Source organism: Bradyrhizobium sp. USDA 4454, from assembly GCF_054822705.1.
The window spans coordinates 1,547,413-1,573,324 of record NZ_JBTRCN010000001.1 but is presented as its reverse complement, the minus strand read 5'-3'; the positions used below and the strand labels follow the sequence as shown (position 1 = coordinate 1,573,324).

The following is a 25,912-nucleotide window of genomic DNA, read 5'->3' as shown; positions in this document are numbered from 1 at the left end:
CGGCGACGAGCTCGATCGCCTGCACAGCATAGAACGTGGCATCGAATTCTGCCGCCTGAGTCTTGGACGCAAGGAAGAGCGCAGATTAGCCAAGGCGCCAGCGACAGGATGGATCAACTTGATCATGAGTAACTTGCCTTCCTAAATGCAGCAGGGCTAGGCAACGCAGATGCCGGGCACGGCAATTTTCTGGAACAGATGAGGGGAAGCTATCGCCGAGGCCGGATAGCTGGCGATTTTTGCTAGAAAGTCAGGATGGGTGAAGGCCGCGCGGAAGTGTGCGGTGGATTCCCAGACGGCGTAGTTCAGATAGGTCGAGCGGTCGCCGAGAGCCCTGTGCAGCTGAGTGGAAATGAAGCCCGGCTGTCGCTTCATGAACGCTGCGTCGTCTTGCCAGGTCTTGAGAAAAGCCGCCTCATCGGCTTTGTCGAGAGTGAATGGATTCACCAGGACGACAGAATTTGCCTCAACAGCGATCTGGCGATCGATCGGGAAGGAAGGGTCGAGCGGGCGTAGCATCGACATGAGTGCCTCCGTGGCTATTTGAACTTTGATGCCTAATTGGTATTATGGCTACATAACAAATTGACGTCATGATGTCAATATAAAACAATGGTGACAAATGAAAAGAGCCAAGCGAACCCCCGAGGGTGACGCCCTGACCGACCTTGTTCTCGATCTGTTTAGGCTCGACAGCCTACTTCTGACGGCCGGCGACCGTCTGGTCGCCCCGCTTGGCCTAACAAGCGCACGCTGGCAGGTGCTTGGCGCCATTGTATCCGCCGAACGGCCCCAACCGGTCGCTTGGCTCGCTCGCGACCTCGGCGGCAATCGTCAAAACGTGCAGCGGATTATCAATGATCTGCATAGAGAGGGCCTCGTATCTTTTGAGATCAACCCGCATCACCGACGGGCGCAGCTCGTCGTGCTCACTGAGAATGGACAGCGCGCCTTCGAAGCCGCGATGGAATTGCAGGCTCCCTGGATCAACGATCTCTCAGAAGGGCTGTCGGTCAAGGATATACGGATTGTCCATCGCGTGATCACGGCCTTGCGAGATAAACTTGAGGGCAGCCGTGAGGACAAGTCGGCCTGACATGCACGAGGACAGCTCCTGCAGTGCAGTCAAGACGTTGAGCCGGAACAATCAGGCGCGCCTCGCCGAACCAGAAAAAACTACGTCGCTGATGGACACCTCGGCCCTCTTTCGAATTCAAGAAAGCCAACAAAATAAGGGATTCTCGGGCAACTGATGGACAACTTGGCCGAATTTCAGACCTATCGTTGCGCTTGACTTACTGACCCCCGCTCCTAACGACCTCGTCTTGAAGCCAAGGTAGCGGGCATGCCGCCGCAATCTCACTACGCGAACGCCCTCTACGAAGCCGTCGGATTATTTTGCTGCTCGGCCAGCCGTTGGACCAAATGTGCGAGCCAGGCGAACGTCCGCCATAAACTTTCGTATCGTCAGGTGCTCCCCTTGAGGTGCCCAATTTTTACCAAGGTTCGATTGAGCCGCTGGTCACGATCCTCTTAGCTGCATATGCGGCTGGCTACAGCGACAACTCATCGTCTTCGCCGGCTTCGTCGACTGATAGCTGATCAGGAGGTCGCGTATTCTATTTTTCCTCGGAATGGCAGCGTTTGCCGAAATGTGGATAGAGATACTGATGGAACCACTCGAGCTTGCGTGGTGCGAGATCGAATACCAACGGGCTCTCAAATTCCTCGAAAAGATGGAGAACAAGGCGGATGATGTCCGGTCCCAGACCGTGGAAATTAAGCCATTCTGATCCGCGATGCGGGATGACCTGTGGGCCAAACACTCTGTGAGAGCGCACGGCTGCGCACGCCACGAGCGGCGATACAGCGATCGAAAGCTCGCTCAAGAATGGACATCGTGGGCGCGATACACTTTGCCGAACGGCCAGCACCACTTACGAGACAAGCCGGAGCGAAGGGCTAGACACGCTGGAGCCAGTGCTAGTCGCCTGCGTTACCTTGCGCTGCACAGCCGCACGGCTTTCCCTGCACCGGAAAGGAACGCGAGAAGGAGCTAGGTATCGATTGCTTTAGGGTGCTGGCCGCTCATTTTTGAGCGGCGCGTCCACTTCATTCGGCCGCGAATACGCCACCCCGATTACATTCTTGGAAATAAGTAACTCGAGTGAAAACGTGCGATTTGCCTTGGACACGTGTCCTGTTCGCGCAAAGATATCAATTTCCACGTCCTGGAACTCTAGAAACCGGCGATCCATTGGAAAGCACGCCTTATACACCGCCTCTTTCAAAACGAAGAGATCCCGCCGCTCGAGCGTGTGTAGATCGTACATTCGCCGCTCATTGGGCGTCGCAATCAATTCGATCAGGTTTTCCGGCAGAGGTTCATTCGGCTCAATGTCGACGCCGAGAGCTGCAATCCTTTTCGTTCGTGCAATAGCTGCGGCTGCGACTCTATCGTGGTGCGCCAAAGATCCGACCACGCCGGCTGGCCAGAGCGGAACACCAAAGCGCGTCTTCGGAATCGCCATTTGTGGGAATCCCAATTGCCCAAGAAGTGTTCGGGCAGCTACTCTTGCGGCACCGCTTGCGCGGCGGACTTTGGCAACGGCGCGTCCCATGGACATCGCCTCGGAAGCGTACAGTGTGGATTCGTCGCGGGGTTCTATCGGACGGATACCGACCATGATGTTCCGTTGATCAATTGTGACAATCTCCATTACTTGGTCCCGGTAGCTTTTCGAACATTTGAAGGTTGACCAGAGCGGGCGGCGGCCGCCCACATACGGACCGCTTCTGATCTGCGCCTGAATTTGATCCGGGGACAGTTAGAGTCTCGGTGGTTTTGCAGCGAGACCGAAGTCTAGACAACCGAGCCGCTTGCCAATCTGAGGGTATTTTGGGGCTTGAGACTGACCTTCGAAACCTAAACTTTTCGAGAGAAAATCCTTGTCTATTTAGGAGTTCCGCTTAGCGCTCTTGAGATGGCCCGAGCCAGAACTTGCCGGTTTTCTGGATTGCTCACCATTGTCGTGTGGTTACCTGGCATCGGCACCGCATGAATGGCCGCAGCATCCAAAACCAAGTCCCAACCCTTCTTTGGCGAGTTTGCCTTGCGATGCAGTTGTTCGTTAGATGGTACCCCAGGGCTGACAAGAGGCTCACTGGCATAAAACTGATGTATCTCGATCGGGAGCGACGGCACTCGGTACGATTGTAGCGCCCGGTGAAATGTTGCGGCCCTTTGATACGTCGAAACATCGCTGTGGAGATCGTGGTCTGGAGGTAACGCTCCTATCTGCTGCGCCTTTTCGAGCAACTCAGAAATGGAACATTGCTCCGTGCATCCTTCGAAAGCCTCGCCGTATTCATCGCGCGAGATTCTGCAACGCTCAAAAACGAATTCTAGAGCCAAATTGATATGTGATGCGTTTGAAAAATCTGCAGGTAAACCAACATCGATGAACGCCATGAATGATACAACTTCGTCGAAGCTCAGGAATTGCGCGGCAATTGCATAGGCCAGAATTGCACCTGATGAGTATCCAGCAAAGCGGTATGGGCCTCGTGGCTGGATCTCTTTAATCGCACGGATCACCTCTGCGGCCATCGCCTCAAGAGTGGGTGAGCAAACGTCATTGAAGGGCGGCCATGGCAGAGCGTAGACCGGGCAATCTACATCCATTTCCGCCACCAAACCGAAGACATAGGAATAATCCCCAAAACCTGAGGGGACAAAGAAGAGCGGTGGCTGCGATCCGGTCGATCGAACGGAAAGCACGCCTCGGCTACTGGGCTGTGGCTCCACATGAATCTTTGATGCAAACTCCTTCAGAACAGGGGTTCGGAAGAGATCGGCAGCGCCAAAGCTCAGCCCAAGTTCTAATGCTCGGCTGAGCATCTGCACGGCCAGGAGCGAGTGGCCGCCCAGTTCGAAGAAGTGGTCGTGGCGCCCGATGCGCTCGACACCGAGAAGCTCGGCCCAGATCCGCGCCAGCGCGGTCTCGACCGCGCCCTGCGGCGCCTCATAGGCCGCCAGCGCATAGGCTTCATCCGCCGGCGCCGGCAGCGCGTTCCGATCGAGCTTGCCGTTCGGCGTCAGCGGCAGCGCCGCGATCGGCACGAACGCAGCCGGCACCATGTAGTCCGGCAGCCGGCTACTCAAGTGCGCGCGCAAGGCGCCCGCAAGCCCGCCTGCATCGCCCTCGTCGGCAGCCTCCGGCGTGCAGACCACATAGGCGATCAGATGCTTGTCGCCGGCGCGGCTCTGGCGCGCCACCACCACCGCCTCGCGCACAAGGGCGTGCTCGCAAAGCTTTGCTACGATCTCGCCCGGCTCGATGCGGTAGCCGCGGATCTTCACCTGGTCGTCGTTGCGGCCCAAAAACTCAATATTGCCGTCCGGCAGATAACGCCCGAGGTCGCCGGTCCGGTACAGCCGATCGCCCTCGACAAAGGGACTGGCGATGAACCGCTCGGCTGTCAGTTCAGGGCGGTTCAAATACCCGCGCGCCACTCCCGCCCCGCCGATGTAAAGCTCGCCCACCGCGCCGAATGGCACGGGCGCGCCATGACCGTCCAGCAGGTAGACCCGCGTGTTGGCGATCGGGCGGCCGATCGGAACCACGGCCCCGTCAAAATCAGCCGGGCAATTCCAGACCGTCGCGCAAACTGTTGTCTCGGTCGGGCCATAAGCGTTGACAATTGATGCCGGGGCAAGACTTCGGATGAGTTCGGCCTTCGGCAGCTCGCCAGCAAGAATGAGAACTTGCGAAGCCAAACATCCCAGATTCTTGCTTGCCGGTAGCAACGCGGGGGGTAACGTCGCATGGGTGATAGCTTCGCTTCGGAGATAATCCGATAGCTTGTTACTCGCTTGGCGGATCTCGTCCGCAGGCAAGTGCAATGCGGCTCCAGAGCCAAACGCCATAACAAGCTCCCAAGCGCTTGCATCAAATCCGATGGAGGCGAACTGCACGACTCGGCTCTTGGAAGAAGCACGAAAAAGGCCGACCTGAGCCAACAGCAGATTGACCAGCCCCCGATGCTGGATCATGACCCCCTTTGGGGTCCCCGTGGAGCCTGAGGTGTAGATCACATAGGCGAGATGACTGGATGTGAGGCCAAGCGCGCGCGGGTCAGGGTCCGAATCCGGCCGGTCGCCCCAGGCCGGTGTGGCCGTCGCCAGATCGATCACCGTCACGGCATCCAGCACCTCGCGGCCGAGTGCTGCGCGTCCGGCGGCATCGCAAAGCAGCAACCGCGGCGCGGCATCGTCGACCACCTGCCGCAGCCGTTCGCTGGGATAGGCCGGGTCCAGCGGCAGATAGGCACCGCCCGCCTTGAGGATCGCCAAAAGCCCGACCACCATCTTTAGACTTCGTTCCAGGCAGATCGCCACCGGCTGGTCCGGCTTGACCCCGAGGGTGATCAAATGATGCGCCAGGCGGTTGGCCCGCGCGTTGAGCTCACCATAGCTCAGCCGCTCATCTTCGCAGACCAGCGCCACCGCCTCCGGCGCTTTTTGCACCTGTGCCTCGAATAGCTCATGGATGCACCGTTCCGACGGATAAGCTACCGCCGTCCGGTTCAAATCCTCCAGCAGATAGCTGCGCTCCTCGGCCGGCAGGATGTCGAGCTCGCGCACCGGCATGTTAGGGAAATGCTCCAACGCCTCCGCCAGTTGCTCGAGCGCCCGCTGCATGTAGCCGCAGACCCGATCCGCAGAGACAGGCTCCGCCACCTGCGCCGTCAGGCCGAGCGCTTCGCCATAATCCTCGACCGACAAGTTTACGGGATAGTTGGTGCGCTCCTCGCCGCCGAGCCATTCCACGCCCAACAGCAGATCATCCGCTCCGAAGCCGGACCTGGCCGCCGGCCTGTTGTGACGGTAGTTCAACAGCGCACTGAACAGCGGCGCCGGCGCCGCAACGCCGCTGCAGCGTTGCGCCAGCGCCAGCGAAGCATGCTCGTGCGCCAGCAGCTCGGAAAGTTGCGCGTGGGTGCTGCGCACGCTCGCCGCAACCCCCGTCTCGTCCAGGGCAAGCCGCACAGGCAGGGTGTTGATGAACAGGCCCATTGTACGATCGGCGCCCACACCCGCATGCATCCGGCCGAACAGGACCGTGCCGAACACCACCTGCTCTCGGCCGCTGCTGCGCGCCACCACCTGCCCCCAGGCCAAATGGCACAGGCTGGCCAAGCTCACCCCGAGCCGCTGCGCCTGTTCGCGCAGCCGCGCGTTGAGCGCCTGCGGCAGCATCCGATGCGCCTCACTGAGCCCGCTGCCGTCGCCGTAGACCTCGCTTAGCCCGAACGGCATGGTCGGTTCGTCGACGTCGGCCAGCATCTTTCGGAAGAATTCTTCGTGCGCTTCCGCACTCAGGCCTAGCCGCGTTTGCACGACCAGATTGCGGAACGGCTGCGGCTCTGACAACTCATGCGTGCGCCCCTCCAGCACGGCGCGCACCTCGGCGTCCATGACCTCTAGCGTCGTGTGATCGCCGATCAAATGGTGCTGCAGCTGCAGGAGCAGCCAGCGCCTGCTGCCCGGCTCGCGCGCGATCACAAACCGCAACAAGGGCGCCTGGCAAATTTCGATGCGCTGCCGGCGCGGATCAAACCGACGCCGGAGCTCATCGGAATCGGCGCTTTCGCAGCCGTCCAGTTCGACCTCGCTCACATGTAGCGGCGCGCGGCGCCAGACGACCTGGACCGGCCTCGACAGCCCTTCCCAAACAAAGGCCGTGCGCAGGATGTCGTGCCGATCCACCACCTGTTGAACCGCACCAAGATAACGCTCCAACAGGCCGCGCTCGGCAAACGCCACCTGCGACACCATCAAGTAGGGATCACCCCGACTGGCTAGCAGATGATGGAACAGGATGCCGTCTTGCAGCGGCGACAGGCCATAGATGTCTTGGATGTTGCTGACGCCGCCGGGCACTGTGGCGACGATCCGATCGATCTCGCCCTGTGTCAGCTCAATCATCGGCAGCATCTGCGGCGTAATGGCGATGCTTTGCTCGGTGATCAGGTTGACGGGGGCTGCCACCTCGTGATGGCTGCCAAGGCTGGCGGCCAGATCGGCCAGCACGGGCTTGGCGAACAAGGTGCGTACGTCGACCCCGAGCGACAGCCGCCGCAGCCGCTCCAAGACCTGCACGGCCAGGAGCGAGTGGCCGCCCAGTTCGAAGAAGTGGTCGTGGCGCCCGATGCGCTCGACACCGAGAAGCTCGGCCCAGATCTGCGCCAGCGCGGTCTCGACCGCGCCCTGCGGCGCCTCATAGGCCGCCAGCGCATAGGCTTCATCCGCCGGCGCCGGCAGCGCGTTCCGATCGAGCTTGCCGTTCGGCGTCAGCGGCAGCGCCGCGATCGGCACGAACGCAGCCGGCACCATGTAGTCCGGCAGCCGGCTACTCAAGTGCGCGCGCAAGGCGCCCGCAAGCCCGCCTGCATCGCCCTCGTCGGCAGCCTCCGGCGTGCAGACCACATAGGCGATCAGATGCTTGTCGCCGGCGCGGCTCTGGCGCGCCACCACCACCGCCTCGCGCACAAGGGCGTGCTCGCACAGCTTTGCTACGATCTCGCCCGGCTCGATGCGGTAGCCGCGGATCTTCACCTGGTCGTCGTTGCGGCCCAAAAACTCAATATTGCCGTCCGGCAGATAACGCCCGAGGTCACCGGTCCGGTACAGCCGATCGCCCTCGACAAAGGGACTGGCGATGAACCGCTCGGCTGTCAGTTCAGGGCGGTTCAAATACCCGCGCGCCACTCCCGCCCCCCCGATGTAAAGCTCGCCCACCGCGCCAAACGGCACGGGCGCGCGATGACCGTCCAGCAGGTAGACCCGCGTGTTGGCGATCGGGCGGCCGATCGGAACCACCGATCCATCAAAATCAGCTGGACAAGTCCAGGCCGTCACGTCGATAGCAGCTTCCGTGGGACCGTACAGATTCTGGAGACCAGTCCAAGGCAATACGCGACGAACCTTCTGCACAAGAGCGGCAGAAAGCGCCTCACCACTACAGATGAGACGCTTCAGCGATGTGCAGCGATCAACACCCTTCGCGTCCATGAAGCTGATCAGCATGGATGGTACAAAATGTGCTGTGGTGATGCGTTGGCTGACTATCAAGTTGACAAGCGCATCAGGGTCTTTATGCGCACCAGGAAGCGCCAGCACCAGGCTCGCCCCTTCAAGCAACGTCCAGAAGAATTCCCAGGCCGAGACATCGAAGCCAAATGAGGTCTTCTGCAAGACAACGTCCGTCGCATGGAGTGCGTAGGCTTTTTGCATCCAGATCAGGCGATTGATAATGGCCCGATGCTCATTCTGCGCTCCTTTGGGCGTTCCGGTTGAGCCTGAGGTGTAGATCACATAGGCGAGATGACTGGATGTGAGGCCAAGCGCGCGCGGGTCAGGGTCCGAATCCGGCCGGTCGGCCCAGGCCGGTGTGGCCGTCGCCAGATCGATCACCGTCACGGCATCCAGCACCTCGCGGCCGAGTGCTGCGCGTCCGGCGGCATCGCAAAGCAGCAGCAGCGGCGCGGCATCGTCGACCACCTGCCGCAGCCGTTCGCTGGGATAGGCCGGGTCCAGCGGCAGATAGGCACCGCCCGCCTTGAGGATCGCCAAAAGCCCGACCACCATCTTTAGACTTCGTTCCAGGCAGATCGCCACCGGCTGGTCCGGCTTGACCCCGAGGGTGATCAAATGATGCGCCAGGCGGTTGGCCCGCGCGTTGAGCTCACCATAGCTCAGCCGCTCATCCTCGCAGATCAGCGCCACCGCCTCCGGCGCCTTGTGCACCTGTGCCTCGAACAGCTCATGGATGCACCGCTCTGCAGGGTAAGGCGCCGCCGTCCGGTTCAAATTCTCCAGCAGATAGCTGCGCTCCTCGGCCGGCAGGATGTCGATGCGGCCGACCACCTGGCCTGCATCGGCAGCCATCGCCCGCAACAGCAACAGCAGATACCGACGCTGCCGCTCGATCGTCGCGCGATCGAACAGCGCCGTGACATAACCAAGTGTTCCGGCGATCTCTCCGCCATGCTCGCCAAGGCTCAGTTCCAGATCGAACTTGATCTGGTCGATCGCCTCGGAGACAGCTTCGATCCTCAGCCCCGGCAGGTCCAATGACCCGACCGCATGGTTCTCCCAGGCCAGCATGACCTGCAACAACGGCGTGTGATCAAGAGCCCGGGGCGGCTGCACGATCTCCACCACCTGCTCGAACGGCAGGTCCTGATGTTCCTGCGCAGCCAGCACCGTGCGCCGCGTCCGCTCCAGAAGCTCCGACACGCTCGGCTCGCCCGACAGGTCCAACCGAAGCGCCAGGGTGTTGACGAAGAAGCCGATCAACCCTTCGATCTCGCGATGCCCCCGATTGGCGCTCGGCACACCGATCACAAGATCGTCCTGCCCCGACAGACGCGACAGCACCGCCGCCCAGGCTGCCAGCACCGTCATGAACAACGTCGTGCCATGCTGCCGGCTCAGCCGCTTCAGCGCCCGCGTCAGATCCGCATCGATGACGATCGGGACCGTGGCCGCGGCAAACGACTGCTGGGCCGGCCGCGCACGGTCGGTCGGCAAGACAAGACGGGTCGTGCCTGCCAGGGCCCGGCGCCAATACTGCGCCTGCTTCTGCAGCCGTTCCCCCGACAGCCATTGGCGTTGCCAGGCGGCGTAATCCGGATATTGGATCGCCAACGCCGGCAAGGGATCGTCATGCCCGGCCGCGAATGCCCGGTAAAGCTGGCTGAGTTCACGCAGCAGCACGCCCATCGACCAGCCGTCCGAGACGATGTGATGCTGGGTCAGCAGGAAGGCGTGTTCATCATCCGACATCCGCACCAGATGCCCGCGGATCAGCGGACCGCGCGCAAGATCGAACGGCGTACGCGCCTCTTCTTGGCACAGATCCAAAAGTGCCGCTTCCGCATCAGCTCTGTGCCGAAGATCGTGGTCGACTATCGGCAATCCCGCATCCGGCGGCAGAACCTCAACGCGGGGCTTGCCTTGCCTCGCGACAAAGACACTGCGCAGCGCCTCATGACGCGCAAACAGACGGTCGAGGCTGCGCTGCCAGGCGCGGCGGTCAAGCACCCCGCGCAATCGCAGGGCCAGCGGAATGTGATAATTGGTGCTGCCTTCGTTCAGCTGCGCCAAAAACCAGAGCCGCTGCTGCGCAAACGACAGCACCAGCGGCTCATGCCGCGACACGACCGCAATCGACGGTAGCTGTTGCGGACCGGAGCGGCTCAACAGCTCGACGATGCTTGCCGCCAGGTCAGTCAGCACCGGGCTTGCGAACAGCGTCGACAGCGGCAGTTCGACCCCGATAGCCTGTGACAGCCGGCTCGACACCTGCACGGCCAGGAGCGAGTGGCCGCCCAGTTCGAAGAAGTGGTCGTGGCGCCCGATGCGCTCGACACCGAGAAGCTCGGCCCAGATCTGCGCCAGCGCGGTCTCGACCGCGCCCTGCGGCGCCTCATAGGCCGCCAGCGCATAGGCTTCATCCGCCGGCGCCGGCAGCGCGTTCCGATCGAGCTTGCCGTTTGGCGTCAGCGGCAGCGCCGCAATCGGCACGAACGCCGCCGGCACCATGTAGTCCGGCAGCCGGCTACTCAAGTGTGCGCGCAAGGCGCCCGCAAGCCCGCCTGCATCGCCCTCGTCCACCCCAGTCTCCGGGACGCCGGTCTCCGGCGTGCAGACCACATAGGCGATCAGATGCTTGTCGCCGGCGCGGCTCTGGCGCGCCACCACCACCGCCTCGCGCACAAAGGCGTGCTCGCACAGCTTTGCTACGATCTCGCCCGGCTCGATGCGGTAGCCGCGGATCTTCACCTGGTCGTCGTTGCGGCCCAAAAACTCAATATTGCCGTCCGGCAGATAACGCCCGAGGTCACCGGTCCGGTACAGCCGATCGCCCTCGACAAAGGGACTGGCGATGAACCGCTCGGCTGTCAGTTCAGGGCGGTTCAAATACCCGCGCGCCACTCCCGCCCCGCCGATGTAAAGCTCGCCCACCGCGCCAAACGGCACGGGCGCGCCATGACCGTCCAGCAGGTACACAAGCGTGTTGGCGATTGGACGCCCAATGTGAGGCATCTCGGGCCAACATGACGGATCAGCTGCAAGGCGGTGCTCGGAAACGACGCTGATTTCTGTGGACCCATATTGATTGATCAATCTCGCGTTCGGGTGTGCTTCGAAGAACGCCTTGAGCAGCGGAGTGGCGTGCAATCGTTCGCCGGCTGTATAAAGCTCTCTTAAAGAGGGCAGCTGCACGCGCTGCGTGCTCCAGACTTGTGCAAGATGATTCAATGCCACGAATGGGAGGAAAAGCCGCTCGATCGCCTCCCGCTCAATAAACTCCAGCAAGACGGAGAAGCGTCTCCGGGTTTCTTCCCGCAGGAGCACAAGTACTCCGCCATCCTTCCAACAAATGAACAATTCCTGGCAGGACACATCGAAGTTCAGGGTCGCGAACTGAAGTGTACGCAGTTTTGACGTGCCAATCCCGGCAAGCGAATTCACAAGCGAGCCGTGGGACATTTCGACGCCCTTGGGGCTTCCCCTGGATCCTGACGTGTAGATCACATAGGCGAGATGGCGCGATGTGAGACCAAGCGTGCGCAGGTCGGGGTCCGAAGGAGGGCGTTCGCACCAGGCCCAGCTGCCAGTATCCAGATCGACCACGCTGACATTGGCGAGCGCCTCGCCGCCCAGTGTGGTTCGGCCAGCGGAATCGCACAGCAGCAGCTGCGGCTTTGCATCGCCGACAATCTGCCGCAGCCGCGCCTGTGGATAGGCTGGATCCAGCGGCAGATAAGCGCCGCCCGCCTTCAGGATCGCCAAGACACCAACCACCATCGCCACGCTTCGTTTAAGGCAGATCGCTACCGGCTGGTCCGGCTTGACCCCGTGTTCGATCAGATGATGCGCTAGCCGGTTGGCCCGCGCATTGAGTTCGCTATAGCTCAATCTCTCCTTCTCATGGACCACTGCGAGCGCCTGCGGCGCCTTCTGCACCTGCGCCTCGAACAGCTCATGGATGCACAGCCCCGACGGATAAGGCGCTGCCGTCCGATTCAACTCCTCCAGTAGATATTTGCGTTCGTCGGTCGACAAAATGTTGATGCGACCGACCGGCTGCCCCGCATCGGCCCTCACGCCATGTAACAAAGTTTGCAAAGGTTGCGTCATGCAGTCGATCTTCGCCTTGCTCAATATGTCGAGCCTGCCGGGTCGTTGAGCTTGTGGCGCTCGGTTCCGTTAAGGGGCGGGTTGAAGATGCTGACGAGGATCAGATCCTTGTCCTTCCCTCCGCGCAGAAGATGCTTGTCATGCTTGTCAAGCACATACATGTCGCCCTTACGAATGGAGAAGACATTGCCGTCCATGTCCTCGACCTCGCCCTCTCCGGCGATGCAGTAACAGGCTTCGAGATGGTTCCGGTATTGCAGAAGCGAAACGGTGTTAGCGCGGACCACAGTGTGGCAGACGCTAAAACCCATGCCGTCCTTCTCCGTCAGAAGGCGGTGGCTCGTACCATTGCCCCAATCTACGAAGTGGTCGGTCGCTTCAACATCGTGCAGGCTACGCACAAACATGGCGTTCGATTGCCGGATACATGTTAAATTCATTGTTGCGCCAGCTGGAGGTTGTTGTACTGACCGGCAAGCGGGACTTCCGCACACTGCCGAAATAACGGCGACACCCTAAAGGCCTACCGAGCCCTCGCCGGCGTCTGGACAAAAATATCGGCGTGAGCGTATCCCCCAGCTGAGCCGAAGGGGTGCACCTACCACCTTGATGTTCCCCATTCTTCGTGGTGCGGCTGCCTGCGTTGGAAGGGTCGAGAATGCTGCTGGTGATGTTGCCGGCCAGACAAAGCGTTTCCGGTCGCAGATTTGGCAAGTTGTTTCCTTCCTTCGCTGTTGCTCGCGGCGCGAATACAGCACCGCGACCTCAGCTAACTCAGCAAACGTCATGCCATGGTCGCATGCAGATAAGAGATGAATTGGTGACTGTCTCAGCTGGCTAGCGAGCGGAAATCAGCAGGGCAGTGAAGCCAATCTGACAAACTGCTAAGATCAAGCGAACAATTGTTCTTGATGCGCTGCGCGCTGCCCGAGACGGCCAGATACAGCGCGTTGAGACCGCTGCAAAGGCCAGGTGGCTTCATCGCGGACGAGATCAGACGTCGATCGGCGATGCGATCGTCGCTGCGCGCTTAGGGAGGCGGCATGAGCCCACCGCTGCCCTCTGCAAAATCAGCTGCCGCCCTGGCATGCAGCCTTGCCGAATCGAACACTGGCAATTGTGTATGTTCGGGACCGATGAGAAGACCAATCTCAGTGCAGCCAAGGATGAGCGCGTCGGCTCCCCGGGCGCGACCTCGCGCAATGATGTCGAGAACTTCCTGGCGCGAGTGATCGGAAACCGTGCCGCAGCACAGCTCCTCGAAAATGACATCGTGGATCAGCCTCCGCTCGTCCTCCGCCGGTATGACCGGCGACAGGCCGAACCGCTGCCGCAGGCGATCACAATAGAACGGCTGCTCCATCGTATAGCGTGTCCCGAGCAAGAGTGGCCGCTTGACGCACGCGGCGAGCAGAGCCGCAGCGGTCACATCGACGATGTGGATGAGCGGTACACTCAGCTCGGCAGCAACGATGTCGGCAATCACATGCATCGTATTGGTGCAGATCAGGATGCAGCTGGCGCCTGCATCGACTAACTGCCGGGCGATCCTCGCCAGATAAGCAGCGGCTTGCCTCCATTCTCCCGCCTTCTGAAGGGCGACGATATCGCCGAAGTCAACAGAGCGAAGCAAGATGTCTGCCGAGGCGAGACCGCCGCGGCGCTGACGGACGATTTCATTGATTTCCTTGTAATAGATGGCCGTGCTTTCCCAGCTCATCCCTCCGATCAGCCCAATGGTTCGCTGCACTTTAGGATCTCCACTTGATGCGAAGGCGACACCGGCGTACCGCGCCTTCGGCGATAAATCTCGAAGTTGTTTGGCGCAATCTCTCTGGAAAATGCAAATCGATGGCAAAACTCTTCTCATCCGAGCTGCGAAGCCGACTGAAAGGGCAATGCCGTCGTCGGAACGATTCTGGACAAGTTGCAGCTCGACGCAACACCCTCCTGACGACGCTTGCCGGATCGAGCGAGCCTTTCGCTGTCCGCCTGTCGCGCGGTGCATCAAGCACGGTGGAGGACAGCAGTCTGATCGGCGCGTCGCCCTGGTCGACTGACGCAAAGCCAACGTAGTGATAAGTGTGTTCATAGGTGTGCGCCGTCGCGCAACTCGATGGCTGGCTGGAGGATTTCCGGCGGGTCATTGCAGATATTCCGGAGATCCTCGAAGCCACTCGCTTAACCGGCGGAACCGATAGTCTGCTCCGCCTCGCGGTGCCGGCTCTAGAGGTCTATGATGCAGTTTACAAGAAGCTGATCGCCAGTCTCGACTTTGCTGACGTCAGCTCGTTCACCAGCATGAAGAGCTGAGGCTTACGACCACAGTGCCGTCTACCTATACTTAGGGCGCGGCTCCTGCTGGCTCGGGGGAAAGCCGCCTGGATGCGTATGTGTATTCCAGAGCCAAATTTCGCACATGTTCGATGAGATTGGCTGCGGCGCTGTGCCCCCCATCGGGGTCCTCAAAGTAAAAATAAGGTTGGCCAAGCGCAGCAAGCTTCGCGGCGGCCTTGCGGCCATGCGCAGGATGGACGCGGTCGTCTTTGGTGGAGGTAAAAATGAAAGGCTCCGGGTAGTGCTTGCCCGGTACCAGCTTTTGATAGGGCGAGTAGCCCTCGATCCACTCTCGTTTTTCGGGAATGGCCGGGTCGCCATATTCGGCAGTCCAGGACGCGCCGGCGCCCAAGTGGGTGAATCGAAGCATGTCGAACAGCGGCACCTCTATGATCGCCGCGTTGAAGAGGTCTGGGCGCTGGGTCATTGCGGCCCCGACCAGCAGGCCCCCTTGACTGCCGCCGATCACGCCGAGCCGGCGCGGACTTGTGACTTTCCGGCGGATCAGATCCTCGGCGACCGCGATGAAATCATCCCATGTCTTTTGCTTTGTTGCCCCCTGGCCAGCCTGGTGCCATGGTGGACCGAACTCGCCGCCTCCGCGCAGGTTGGCAACAACATATGCATTCCCCTGTTCGAGCCATAGCCGACCCACAGTTCCTGCGTAGGAGGGGAGAAGCGGAACCTGAAAACCACCATAACCATAGAGCAGCGTCGGGGTTGACCCGTCGAATCTTGCGCTCCTGGGTCGCACCAGGAAGTACGGAATCCGCGTACCATCTCGCGAAGTCGCCTTGAACTGCTCGACGACATGCTTCGATGCGTCGAACGCCGCAGGTGCTGTCTTCAAAAGCTCGAGCCGTTTGGTTTTGGCATCAAAGTACCAAAGCGACGTTGGCGTGAGGTAGTCAGAGACGCTAAACATCATCTCGTCCGCTTGCTGGGAGACGGCTGATAGGCTGACGCTCGCATTCTCCGGCAGCGGGATCGGCTTGGCATGCCATCTGCCCTGATCGTACCTGTAGACGAATGCCTTGCTTTGAACATTGTCTAAAATCGTCAGCACGAGGAAATTCCTGCTGCTGCCAAATCCACGGAGTGCCTGCCGGCAATTGGGCCGGAAAACGACAGATGGTTTGGCCCGCAGCGGATCCTGCTTCCATTCGGCCAAGTCATACGAGATCATTGAGCCAGCCTTGAAGCTGGTCTCGCCGCTACGCATCCAGTCTTCGTCCAGTTTCACAAGCAGGCGGCCACTCACGATGCCGACGATCTCCGACTTCTTCGGCAGATCGAGCTCGATCGTCCCCGCAGGCCCGAACAGCACATACTGGCGCTCGAAGCCGTTGATCCGACGGGCGACGCCGGTCACATGGATCCGCCCTTCACCAAGCACCAATGGCACAATTTCGAAGTCGGTGCGCTGGCCACGAAAGACTTCGCGCGCCTGGTCGAGCGGCTGAGCGCGCTTGAGTTCTTTCAATACGAAAGCGTAGCCGGCCTCGGTCGTGGTCCCCTCGCCCCAATCACGTGCAACAAGGACGGTGTCACGATCGAGCCAGCTGACGCTCTGCTTGCCTTCTGGCAGCTCAAATCCACCTGCAACAAAGCTTTTGGCGTCACGATCGAACTCGCGTATGGACACGGCGTCCTTGCCACCATCGGAAAGTTTGACGAGGCAGCGGCGCCCAAAGCAGCTGCGCCCCTTGTAGACCCAGTTCTTGTTCTCAGCGGCAGCGAGCGCATCGACGTCCAGGATGGTCTCCCATCGCGGATCCTCACTGCGATAGCTCTCAAGGGTGGTGCGCCGCCAGATGCCACGCAGATGGCTCTCGTCCTGCCAGAAATTTTCGAGACCTCGTCCTCCCAGCGAAACGTACGGAATCCGGTGTTTTTCCTGGAGGATGGTTAGGGCATCCCGATAAAGGCGATCATAGCGAGGATCCGACTGCAGCGAGCCGAGCGTCTTTTCGTTCTCGGCCTGGGCCCAGGCCAATGCGCGCGGCCCCTCGGACTCCTCGAGCCAGAGGAACGGATCGTCCGCCGGCGTCGCGCCAGACTGCCCGTGGAGCAGCGCGACTGTCAGACATATGATCGAGAGCAACCCAGCGCGCGGAACGGACTTTTTCACTTTCATCTCCTCGGATGGACGCACGCAGGGCGAGCCCGCAGAATCTTGCGACCGGCCGACGGTCGCGAAATTGATGTTTTGAGCGTGCACGCACTATGTCGCCCCGCCCGCACCTCGACGGTGCAAGCAGCATGCCGTCCGGAAGACAGCAGTATCTGACGCGTCGTACCGCATCGCCAGGTCAGCTTCCCGACATTGGGTCTGAAGCTGACAATCAGGTGTTCGCCGGACAAGGTTTCGGCATCAGACAGCTCGCCTGCCCTTTGAGCCCGCTGGTTCGAGCTGGGAAATTGGCAGTGCGATATCGCGGCGGGCTGCTTCTCGCTTGCGCTCGGACAGACGACGCAAGCTGTTAGCCGCCGGAGTGTTGGCGCGTTCGGGGCCCAGCCTTTGCCGAGTTGAACCCGCCATAGTTCGGCCTGCCGCGAAGCGATGTTCTGGCGCCAGTAAGAGGATCTCCTGGAAAATGGAAGCGAGCCCGCCTTTTCGCTCGTCTTATGATCCAGACGCAATTCGTCCTGGAACTGCCATCCCTACGTTCAGCGGTCGCCACGTAGGCGCAAGCCCGGTGTCCGATATCGCAAAGCGCATTCTGACTTTGGCGACATGAGCCAGACGCTCGCCCTGTCGACACAACGCTACCTGACTCTTTTGGCGTCACTGAGGATGGTCCGACACAGACCCGGGACTTGCCAAGTGACGGGAATGCCAAGCTTGCCGTCATCGGCGTAGGTCTTGCCTTCGAAGCGCTGCTGGTAGAAGGCGTTGGCGAACAGCGTGGTGAAGCGGTTGAGTGGCCGCTGACGCCGGCGTTGAGCTCGCCCCAGCTGCCGCCGAGACTAGAGTTGAACGGAAGGAATCCGGTGTCGGAGGAAAACTGCGTCAGCGGGTCGCCGCGGAACTCATGTCAGACGTTCGGCCGCAGCCAGGCGGTGATGGTGCGGGCGAAGCCGCCAGCCGATGGGTTCAGGCGCCCCTGTCATGCATTCCCCCTATGGGTGGCCAGCGGAAGAAGCGTTCGACGCCGCGCCTTCGAGAGGGCTACTGCCCCGCAATGGAGATGCTCCGCCGGCCAAGGCAGGTCTCCTGTCGGCTAGCCATCTCGATATTAAAGGCACCTTCATTCAGCTCAACGGAACAGAGTGGGTCGATCCCTTGAAATTGGGACGAGTACTACACGTAGCGGCTGTGCAACATCAACCTGCGCCTCATAATCGTAGATGCGATTGTGCAACGGCTGACAAAGCAAGTTCTCAGTCGAGATCCTCCGGCGTGACATCGCGAGCACCGTGCAGCACTCGCACGATCTCAACGCCGTTGGGAAACGCTTCGTAGAATAGAATGTAGTTGCCGACCGGAAAGCTCCGAATGCTCATACTCAACTCGGGCCGCTGTCGGCCCGCCAGTGGATTCTCGGCAAGCATCTGAAGGACGTTGCCGATACGATCGAGCAAGCGGTCTGCAGCAGCGATATTGTCTGATGCGATGAAGAGCCAATCTCGTCCAGGTCGGTCTCGGCCTGGGGCCGCCTTGTGAGATTACCCGCCATGCTTCCCGGCTTTCAGCCGTTCACGTCCTCGGGCCTTAATTTGTTCGACCAGTTCGCCGGGCTCGAACGGTTCGGCCGGACCGCTTTCAAGGCCTTCCTGTATGGCAGCACGCAATGCTTCAAGCTTCACCTTGCGACGCTCCTCGCGTTCTTCAACAAGGCGCAGTCCCTCCCGCATCACTTCGCTCGCGGTTGCATAGCGACCGCTGTCGACGAGATCCTTGATGAAGCTCTCGTAGTGTTTGCCGACAGTATAACTTGTGGCCATACGCACCTCCTTGCCTCATAATATATTACTTTATGCTATAGCCACAAGAGGTTTCCAAATACCGCGCCTCGGTTCTCCAGCCACGTGGGAGGCGGGGCAAACGGCTGATAAGTGACGAAATCTTTGGCCCAGCCCGTCCGAGGCGCTTTTTGTTAGCGCCCACCAACTTGGTGTGGGAGGCATGAACAACCACCTAGGGGATCAGCCCGCAATGCGCTGAGCACAGACCCACTATTTTGCGGCGGAAGGCCGGCGCCGGGGAGCGAGGTTGTGAGGCCAGAGCGTTCAGATCGATGCGGTGGCATACCCATGATGCCAGGCTCTCAGCTCCTCGACGAGCCGCCGGACTTGTCGCGCCGGCGCCCAGAGATTGGCGGTCAGCCGCGAGGATCAGTACAAGCGCACCACCGAGAAAGATCCGGCCCGGTGACCGGTCGCCGTACCTCCATTTATGACGAGCCGGTCCGACGGCGAGCCGTCGGTGTCGAGGCGGGTGTTGAGCCCGATGATGCCGCCCGACGACGGTCGGCAGACGTGGGCCTTGGCGGCAGGACTCAGTCCAGAGCAAGTTGTTGCAAACTTGGCGCACCTCTCCATAAGCTACTGCAAAATCACGCATATATCGCAAGTTCCGGGGAGAGACGATCGGCTCTGGAACGCCCAAGTCGCCCTTGCCGGATCCTGGTCGAGGCCAGTGTTGGTACATCAGTTCGAAACCAGGCTGGGATGCGCCCGCCGCCGCGGCGCCGATTCCGTCGCATAACGACGCTGGCTCAAACCAAATCTGCCGATTTAGTCTCATAAATCCCCACTTTCTGCCGATTACGTCGCATAAGACTGGACTTCAACTCAGGGCTCTGTTATGCGATTTAATCGGCGGATTTTGGCTCCTTATGAGACTAAAGCGGCAGAAGCAGATCGTAGGAGCGTCTTATGGGACGCAATCGGCATAGGGATCATACCAATGGCGGCGTTCGGCGAGATTCGGATGATCGGCAATGTCGACCAGACGGAAGACCGGGATATCCGCCGCCTCGCGGAGACCGGGCAGGCGCGCCAGATCGTCCGGGGCGTCTACACGACGAACATGTCCGAGCCGATCGAAAAGGTCGTCCTCCGAAATCTCTGGCAGATCGTGGCGCGGATGTACCCCGGCGCCGTGGTGTCTGGCCGCACCGTCGGCACCATGCGCCCATGGACACCAGAGGGAGTGCAAGGCGGACCGGCCTACATCTTCCTCACGGGCCCCTACTCCCGCAACGCCGTCAGCCTTCCGGGCATCGAAATCAGGATCAACCAGGGGCCCTCGGCGCTGCCCGGCGACTCCAAGTTCATCACGGACGATTTCTATGTGGCGTCGACGGAGCGGATGCTTCTTGAGAACCTCGGAGCTTCCAGGCTACGCGGCGGGGTCCAGCGCACGCTTCGGAAGGACGAGATCGAACGGCTTCTCGTCCGGCATCTGGACTCCGGCGGTGTGGAGAACTTCAACGCGATACGTGACCGAGCCCGGGCGCTGCAGGAGCCGCTCGGCGCAGCCAAGGAGTTCGCCGCGCTTGACAAGATGATGGGCGCCCTGCTCGGGACGCGCAAGGCGCGCCTGACGACGCAGACGGCCAAGCTTCGCATCGCGGGCATCGACGAAGCCTGCGCCGACCGCCTCAATGCGCTCTTCTCTCATCTCGGAACGGTCGCGTTCCAGCACCGGCCGCAGCCGAAGCAGGAGGCCGAGCGGCAGAGCACGGCATTCATCGAAGCCTACTTCTCCAACTACATCGAGGGCACCCGATTTCCACCGGACGAAGCACGGCAGATCGTCTACGAGGGCAAGATTCCCAAGGCGCGCGCCGCCGACAGCCATGACGTCATCTCGACCTATCAGCTTCTTGTCGACGAGAAGTCGCTGATCCGCCTCCCCGACGATTTCGCGGACTTCGAGCGCACCTTGCGCGCGCGACATGGGCTCCTCATGGGAGAGCGCCCGGACGTCAAGCCGGGGATCTTCAAGACGGAAGCGAACATGGCGGGAAACACGATGTTCGTGGCGCCCGACAAGGTCATCGGCACGCTCCGCCACGGCTTCGAACTGCTGCAGGGCCTGCGCGAGCCTTTCGCGCGCGGCATCTTCGTGCACTGCCTGCTCGCGGAGGTGCATCCCTTCAACGACGGCAACGGACGCATTTCCCGCATCCACATGTCTGCTGAGCTCGCGCGCGGCGGCCAGGCGCATGTCGTCGTGCCCACTGTATTCCGGGACGATTACATCGGCGGTCTACGCGCCTTCACGGGCCGGAACGATCCTTCTGCGATTGTACGCGCGCTCGATCGTGCTCAGAACCTGACGTCGCGAATCGTCGTGTCTTCGCCCGAAGCCGCCATCGTCGAATGGGCGAAGACGTGCGCTTTCGTCGAGCCTGGTGTGAATGCGCGGCTGGAGGAGTACGATCCCGCCGTCGAGATCGAATGGCGGAACGGAATGCCGGCGCCGAAGTCCTATTGGGAGGCGGAGGACAATCCGCAGTCCCTTCTCGCCCCGTCGTCGTTCGGGCGCTGAAGTCGCCGGCAGCCGCGGCCCGGAATTCCGAGCGCAGGACAGCGGGCGTTCGGCGATGCGCTGCTGGACAAGCACCAATTCGTCGCCATTCCGAGCGCGGTGTCCCACTACAGCTGGAACCTAATCTTCGACCCGACCAAGGCGACAGGCGCGTACCAGCAGCACATTCAGGAAGCCTTCGCACTCGATACGCGTCTTCATCCTCCGGCGTCTAAGCTCTTGAGCCTTGCCGATGAAACTGCGCCAATGCTGGCGGGCGGTTTAGACGGATGCGTGCTTCCGCACCGATGAGCAGAGATTAGAGTAGGAGAGCGAGTAATGTTGACCGAGCAGCTGACGTCAGGAGATGTCGAAAGCTTTCTCAAACAGTGGTCCGCCGCGATTGAACTCGATCAGATGAACGTCGACGCTCTGCCGCCCGAGACCTTCTCGATTGCGTACGACGACAGTATGTGGCGTGAGTGGCGGCAAGATCATCGGGTCAATATCGAGAAATTGCTACCTACCGTGGATGCTGTTCCGCCAGTCGTGCTCGAGCAGATGACTGAGATTGCAGCAACTTATGAGCCCGCACATGTCCGAGCCATTTTGCAAGGATTGTTCGCCGAGACCGTCAGCGGCAGCCGCGCAGACGACCTTGACACGTTGGAACAGTTCTGTAGCGCGCTAATCAAGAAGATGGGCGGGCAACGCAAGGGCTACCCCCGCCACAGAAATGCTCAAGCGTCGATCTTGCAATGGCTGCCCCCACCGATCCGCTGCGGATTGCTCAAGACCCCGAAGTTGGAGATGGGCGGGTCAGGCACTTGGACATTGAGAATCTGCGCAGGGCTTAGTGCTGCTATTAAGTGAATACGCGCAAACGCTTGAAGCTGCGAACGCTCCTGATCCGACAACACAAGCTCTGCCTTCAGTCTGCCTATCATCATCGCCATCTCCATGAGACCGCGAAAACCATGTAGAATTAAAGCCTCTATTTGCGGTTACAGGACACTATTCACGGAGGAGATGCTGATCCCAAGCGATGTCGGTTCCGATATTGGCCGGTTCGCCCCTTACGTGCCCATGACCATGTCAGGTTCTCGAAAGCCAGCCCGAGTAGAAGACCTGCTCAGGTGAGCTTGAACGTGAGGCTAACGTGGACGTGCAAGACTTTAAGGCATTTAATGTGCCAGCTTCGTCGCAAGTGCAGCACGCGGTCCCCAAAGCGCCGCAGACGGACGAGGCCGTGCAATTTGAGCAGCACTTGGCCGAGGCAAGCCAAGCCTCTCCCGTCGCCAGCAGGCACCCCGCCTATCCCAATCTGTCCACAGAAGACCAGAGCCTTATCGAGAGCGTGATTACTCAATATGCGGCTCAGAAAAAGCCAACACCTGGAACGGTTAGACACTATACGCAGGTACTTCATCGACTGGTGAATAATCTCCGCGCGCGCGGCCAAACGACCGATCTAGCGGACCACGAGTCTCTGCTCAAATACGCAAATACTTATTTTCCGAACGACTCAAATATTAAGGCGGGACTGAGCGTCCTTGGTGCGTACCATGACATTGACTCCAACTATCCCTGTCTGTCTCGGGAAGACCGGAGCCTTATCGATAGAATGATTACTCAATATGCGTCTCAGAAAAACGTACAACCTGCAACGGCTACATATAATTCTACGGCACTTCGTCGACTGGCGAATGATGTCCGCGCTCGCGGCCAAACATTCGATCTAGCGGACCATAAGTCCCTGCTCGATCACGCAAATACTTACTTCCCGAAAGACGAATATGTGAAGAGAGGGCTAAGCGTCCTTTATGCGTATCATGGCCTTAACCCCGACTATCCCAATCTGTCTACAAAGGACCGAAATCTTATCGATAGCGTGATTGCTCGATATGCGGCTCGGAAAAGCCCAAAACCTGAAACGGTTAAACGTTATACTCGGGCGCTTCATCAACTGGCGAATGATTTCCGCAGTCGCGGCCAAACGACCGATTTAGCGGACCACAAGTCCCTGCTCGAATACGCAAATACTTATTTTCCGAAAGACGCGCATATGAGGTCAGCGGTAGGAGTCCTTCGTGACTGTTATGCCCCCAATTCTGACGCCGCTCCTTCGAGAGCAGCGAAGAGACTGAGGACGCCGAACGATCTGGAAGAGGTTGTGGCATACCGACAACCAAGTGCAAACGTCGCTTCAGAAGGAAGTAGCGCAGCACCGCAGGTTGCCTCAACAGGCGTCATAATCCGGGGGCAGTCGGACAAGCGGCCTTTTTATTCCGAGGATGCTGCCGCCGTCTTGGGGCTTGAGCAGGGCCTTATCCAGGGCGGCATGACCTCCAAATCGGCAAGGCAGCTTGGAAACGGCCTTGTTGGCTTGAGCCGTTGGCTGTTCGAAAACAGCAGGCCGAGCATTGTTGCTCGGCTGGACCGCAAGTCGCTGAGCGACGATGAGGCCCTGTTCAAGTACCCTGGAGGGACTGATGCCAATCTCCTCAAAGCTTTGGAATATTTCCACACCTTTCGGACAACGGGAGTGGTCGCGCCCACGCAACCTGGCCGCGCGAGAGCTAAGCTTAAGGCTTCCCACCAGAACGTGGACCTCAATCCCGAAAGCGCCGTGCAGATCGTACCGCGTCGCACAGACGACGCCGCTGCGCAGCATAGCGCGTGGCACGAAGCGAGTACTCCGCTAAAGGGGCTTCGGGAGGAACAGCACGGTCAACCCGCCGCCTCGGCTTTCGTTCAGGAGCAAGCCGCCTTCCATTCAGAGCAACTCCCTCAGGGGGAGCGCCGGCGAGTGCTGGATCATTCGGGTAATCAAGCCATGCCGTCGGCAGTCTCCGACTTTTCAGAGGAGCGACTGGAAAAGCAGTTCCATGCCGAGTTTCAAGGATTAGGAGATAATCATCCTGCTCTGTCGTTTCCCATCGATCCGGAAGACCTTACTTTGGATCGCGAACTGTTCTTTCCAGAGGAGCTGCTGCGACCGTTTGATGACGAGCCAGCAGAGGAGCTTCAGGAATGGCGAGATGATCACCTCGCCCCATCGGCTTTTATGCAGGAGCAAACCGCATCCTGTTCAGAGCAGCTCCCTCGGGAAGAGCTTCGGCGAGTACTCGATCATCTGGAGGATGAAGCCATGCCGTCGGCAGGCTCCGTCGCTTCGGAGGAACTCCAGCGACTGGAAAAGCAGTTGCATGACGAGCTTCACGGGCTAGGAGACAATCATCCTGATCTGTCGGTCTCCATCGATCCGGAAGAGTTTACTTGGGAGCCTGAGCAGTTCTCTCCACGGGAGCATCGGCGACTACTTGATGACGAGCCCGCAGAGGCGCTCCAGGAATGGCGAGATGATCACCCGCGCATGTAGCGAATGGTCGGCGCGACATTGCCCGATACGATCCCGTCCATAACTTCCGGCCCCAGCGCAGAAATGCGGCGCGCTGATCGGAGCAGGCCGGGGTCGCGTCACCCGCTCGGGGAAAGGCCCTGGTAGGACCAAAAGTGTTACAACTCTGCGGGATGTTCGGCTCCATCCGCGTGTTCGACGACAAGGGCGAGCCCCAGGCCGACATCGTCTATGACGAGCCGAGCTCTCTCGGCTTCCGAACGGACGCGGCGCCCCGATCGTCCTTCAAGAACTTCCAGCCGGCCCACCGACCACGCCGATGCGCCGCCCAAAAGGGACGTCCTTTTTGCTGTCCTTTCCTGTCCCAAACCTCCGTCCGCTCGCGTTAGCCTAAGGCCTGATAGCTAAGCGTTCGTCCCTTTTTCGTCCGGCATCGCCGCTCTCGATGGCCGAGCTAGCTTAGCCAGTTCGAATTGCACTGCGCAGCATGATCCTGAATGCAGTTACATCGAACACACAAAGCTTCTTTACAGTCGGACGTTCGGCTGCAAATCGCTGCGCGTGTTGCAATATCGACTCTCTAGATCGGCCTGTTGCGTGCCAAAGCCAGTAGAGCAATTTTGCTCGTCGCAACGGAGCGCGGAACGTTTCTGCATTTTGTCGGATAACATCGACGCCGACTTGCTTCCGTAGGACCTCAGCGTACCGGCGCGTTTCCCCTTGGTGGCGTCGAGATGGGTGAGTTCGATGAACCAAAGATCATGCAAATGACTACTGACTTCCTTCGAGCGCGCCGGCCATCGTGCGTCAATCGCGTGGATCACCTCACGTGCCGCCTCAATCAATGCATCCGCATTACTTTGATCGCCAGCAACGGCATGGCAAGCTCGGCATTTCAGGGCACCGACATGCTCGCTTGAAAAGTAACCGATCTTCTGCGCATCTTCGACCAAAGCGTCCTATCGAACAGAGCTTGAGCCTTCGGGGGCCAACGCTTCGGTGATACGGCTCTTCAGTCTGAGAACTTCAGGTTGTCGTTCGTCGCAAGATAACCGGCAGTTATCCATTGGTCAATTTCCTGCGCTCTATCACTGGCGTGCTGGAGATCTCCCTCTTGCTTGGACGGTCCGCGCACCAATTTCTGCAAGCCCGCGGAACTCATCGCTCGTCTTGGTGCAATCCTGGAGCAGTTCTTCACGACGCGTCCATTGCGCTTCCAGGACTTCCTCGAACAAGCCGTATTCCTCGTGGCCTATTCCACAGCCCGTGCATAGGAGGTGGATGTGGGCGAGCTTCGAGCGCTCAGGTGCCGGAATCAATGCTTCGCGATCAACAACGAGAGGGCGGAGGTCGGCGGCATCTTGAGCGATCAGGCCGAGGGGCCGCTCCTGTGTTCGGCGAAAATATTCTGAATTGTACCGCGAAGCCATGATCCGATCGAGGATCATTGCGACACCATTTTCTTCTGACGTCGCATACTTTGGGAGCGGTCGTTACGCGGGCATTCCACACGCGCTTC

The 25,912-nt window shown here is 60.0% G+C and carries 17 protein-coding genes and 1 pseudogene; 6 read left to right on the top strand and 12 right to left on the bottom strand.

The annotated features are described in order from the left end of the window. Window positions 1-156 precede the first annotated feature (156 nt). Window positions 157-525: an antibiotic biosynthesis monooxygenase family protein gene (locus tag ACVIW0_RS07230; RefSeq protein WP_461351693.1), complete on the bottom strand. Its 369-nt coding sequence runs from the start codon at window positions 523-525 to the stop codon at window positions 157-159. A 97-nt stretch (window positions 526-622) separates the two neighbouring features. Here ACVIW0_RS07230 and ACVIW0_RS07225 point away from each other — a divergent pair, with 97 nt between their 5' ends. Continuing rightward, a complete protein-coding gene (locus tag ACVIW0_RS07225; protein ID WP_461351692.1) occupies window positions 623-1,096 on the top strand; it encodes a MarR family winged helix-turn-helix transcriptional regulator in 474 nt (157 codons plus the stop codon). Between the two features lie 523 nt (window positions 1,097-1,619). Here ACVIW0_RS07225 and ACVIW0_RS07220 read toward each other — a convergent pair. The 5 genes from ACVIW0_RS07220 to ACVIW0_RS07200 form a co-directional block, all read right to left on the bottom strand. Beyond that, window positions 1,620-1,889: a hypothetical protein gene (locus tag ACVIW0_RS07220; RefSeq protein WP_158074166.1), complete on the bottom strand. Its 270-nt coding sequence runs from the start codon at window positions 1,887-1,889 to the stop codon at window positions 1,620-1,622. A 183-nt stretch (window positions 1,890-2,072) separates the two neighbouring features. Then, window positions 2,073-2,720 carry a 4'-phosphopantetheinyl transferase family protein gene (locus ACVIW0_RS07215; RefSeq protein WP_461351691.1) on the bottom strand — a complete coding sequence of 216 codons (648 nt, stop codon included), beginning with the start codon at window positions 2,718-2,720 and terminating at the stop codon, window positions 2,073-2,075. A 233-nt stretch (window positions 2,721-2,953) separates the two neighbouring features. Continuing rightward, window positions 2,954-12,238 (bottom strand): non-ribosomal peptide synthetase, encoded by a 9,285-nt coding sequence (locus ACVIW0_RS07210; RefSeq protein ID WP_461351690.1) that lies wholly within the window; start codon window positions 12,236-12,238, stop codon window positions 2,954-2,956. Further along, a complete protein-coding gene (locus ACVIW0_RS07205) occupies window positions 12,235-12,621 on the bottom strand; it encodes an ectoine synthase (protein WP_461351689.1) in 387 nt (128 codons plus the stop codon). The genes ACVIW0_RS07210 and ACVIW0_RS07205 overlap by 4 nt, the downstream gene beginning before the upstream one ends. 623 nt (window positions 12,622-13,244) lie before the next feature. Further along, entirely contained in the window at window positions 13,245-13,964 is a 720-nt protein-coding gene (locus ACVIW0_RS07200; RefSeq protein ID WP_461351688.1) for an aspartate/glutamate racemase family protein, read from the bottom strand. A 344-nt stretch (window positions 13,965-14,308) separates the two neighbouring features. Between ACVIW0_RS07200 and ACVIW0_RS07195 the strand changes: the two genes are divergently transcribed. Beyond that, complete coding sequence (locus ACVIW0_RS07195) at window positions 14,309-14,527, top strand: Lrp/AsnC ligand binding domain-containing protein (protein ID WP_461351687.1); 219 nt, start codon at window positions 14,309-14,311, stop codon at window positions 14,525-14,527. 31 nt (window positions 14,528-14,558) lie between these two features. Here ACVIW0_RS07195 and ACVIW0_RS07190 read toward each other — a convergent pair whose 3' ends face one another. The 4 genes from ACVIW0_RS07190 to ACVIW0_RS07175 all read right to left on the bottom strand — a co-directional run bounded on the left by ACVIW0_RS07190 (window position 14,559) and on the right by ACVIW0_RS07175 (window position 19,096). Continuing rightward, a complete protein-coding gene (locus tag ACVIW0_RS07190; RefSeq protein WP_461351686.1) occupies window positions 14,559-16,682 on the bottom strand; it encodes a prolyl oligopeptidase family serine peptidase in 2,124 nt (707 codons plus the stop codon). Window positions 16,683-17,935: 1,253 nt separating this feature from the next. Further along, on the bottom strand, window positions 17,936-18,136 hold the full coding sequence (locus ACVIW0_RS07185) for a type II toxin-antitoxin system RelE/ParE family toxin (protein WP_461351685.1): 201 nt from the start codon (window positions 18,134-18,136) through the stop codon (window positions 17,936-17,938). A gap of 84 nt (window positions 18,137-18,220) precedes the next feature. Next, entirely contained in the window at window positions 18,221-18,499 is a 279-nt protein-coding gene (locus ACVIW0_RS07180) for a type II toxin-antitoxin system ParD family antitoxin (protein ID WP_139481374.1), read from the bottom strand. A gap of 390 nt (window positions 18,500-18,889) precedes the next feature. Further along, window positions 18,890-19,096, bottom strand: a complete 207-nt coding sequence (locus ACVIW0_RS07175) for a hypothetical protein (RefSeq protein WP_461351684.1) — start codon at window positions 19,094-19,096, stop codon at window positions 18,890-18,892. A 367-nt stretch (window positions 19,097-19,463) separates the two neighbouring features. Between ACVIW0_RS07175 and ACVIW0_RS07170 the strand changes: the two genes are divergently transcribed. The 4 genes and pseudogenes from ACVIW0_RS07170 (at window position 19,464) to ACVIW0_RS07155 (ending at window position 24,414) form a co-directional block, all read left to right on the top strand. Further along, complete coding sequence (locus ACVIW0_RS07170) at window positions 19,464-21,053, top strand: Fic family protein (protein ID WP_461351683.1); 1,590 nt, start codon at window positions 19,464-19,466, stop codon at window positions 21,051-21,053. Between the two features lie 15 nt (window positions 21,054-21,068). Next, a pseudogene (locus tag ACVIW0_RS07165) lies at window positions 21,069-21,266 on the top strand (RES domain-containing protein); the annotation flags it as partial. A 105-nt stretch (window positions 21,267-21,371) separates the two neighbouring features. Beyond that, window positions 21,372-21,905, top strand: a complete 534-nt coding sequence (locus ACVIW0_RS07160; protein WP_461351682.1) for a hypothetical protein — start codon at window positions 21,372-21,374, stop codon at window positions 21,903-21,905. A gap of 286 nt (window positions 21,906-22,191) precedes the next feature. Continuing rightward, window positions 22,192-24,414, top strand: coding sequence for a hypothetical protein (locus ACVIW0_RS07155; RefSeq protein ID WP_461351681.1), 2,223 nt, complete (start codon window positions 22,192-22,194; stop codon window positions 24,412-24,414). A gap of 506 nt (window positions 24,415-24,920) precedes the next feature. Here ACVIW0_RS07155 and ACVIW0_RS07150 read toward each other — a convergent pair. Further along, entirely contained in the window at window positions 24,921-25,346 is a 426-nt protein-coding gene (locus ACVIW0_RS07150) for a hypothetical protein (protein ID WP_461351680.1), read from the bottom strand. Between the two features lie 135 nt (window positions 25,347-25,481). Then, window positions 25,482-25,841: a hypothetical protein gene (locus ACVIW0_RS07145; RefSeq protein ID WP_461351679.1), complete on the bottom strand. Its 360-nt coding sequence runs from the start codon at window positions 25,839-25,841 to the stop codon at window positions 25,482-25,484. Window positions 25,842-25,912 lie beyond the last annotated feature (71 nt).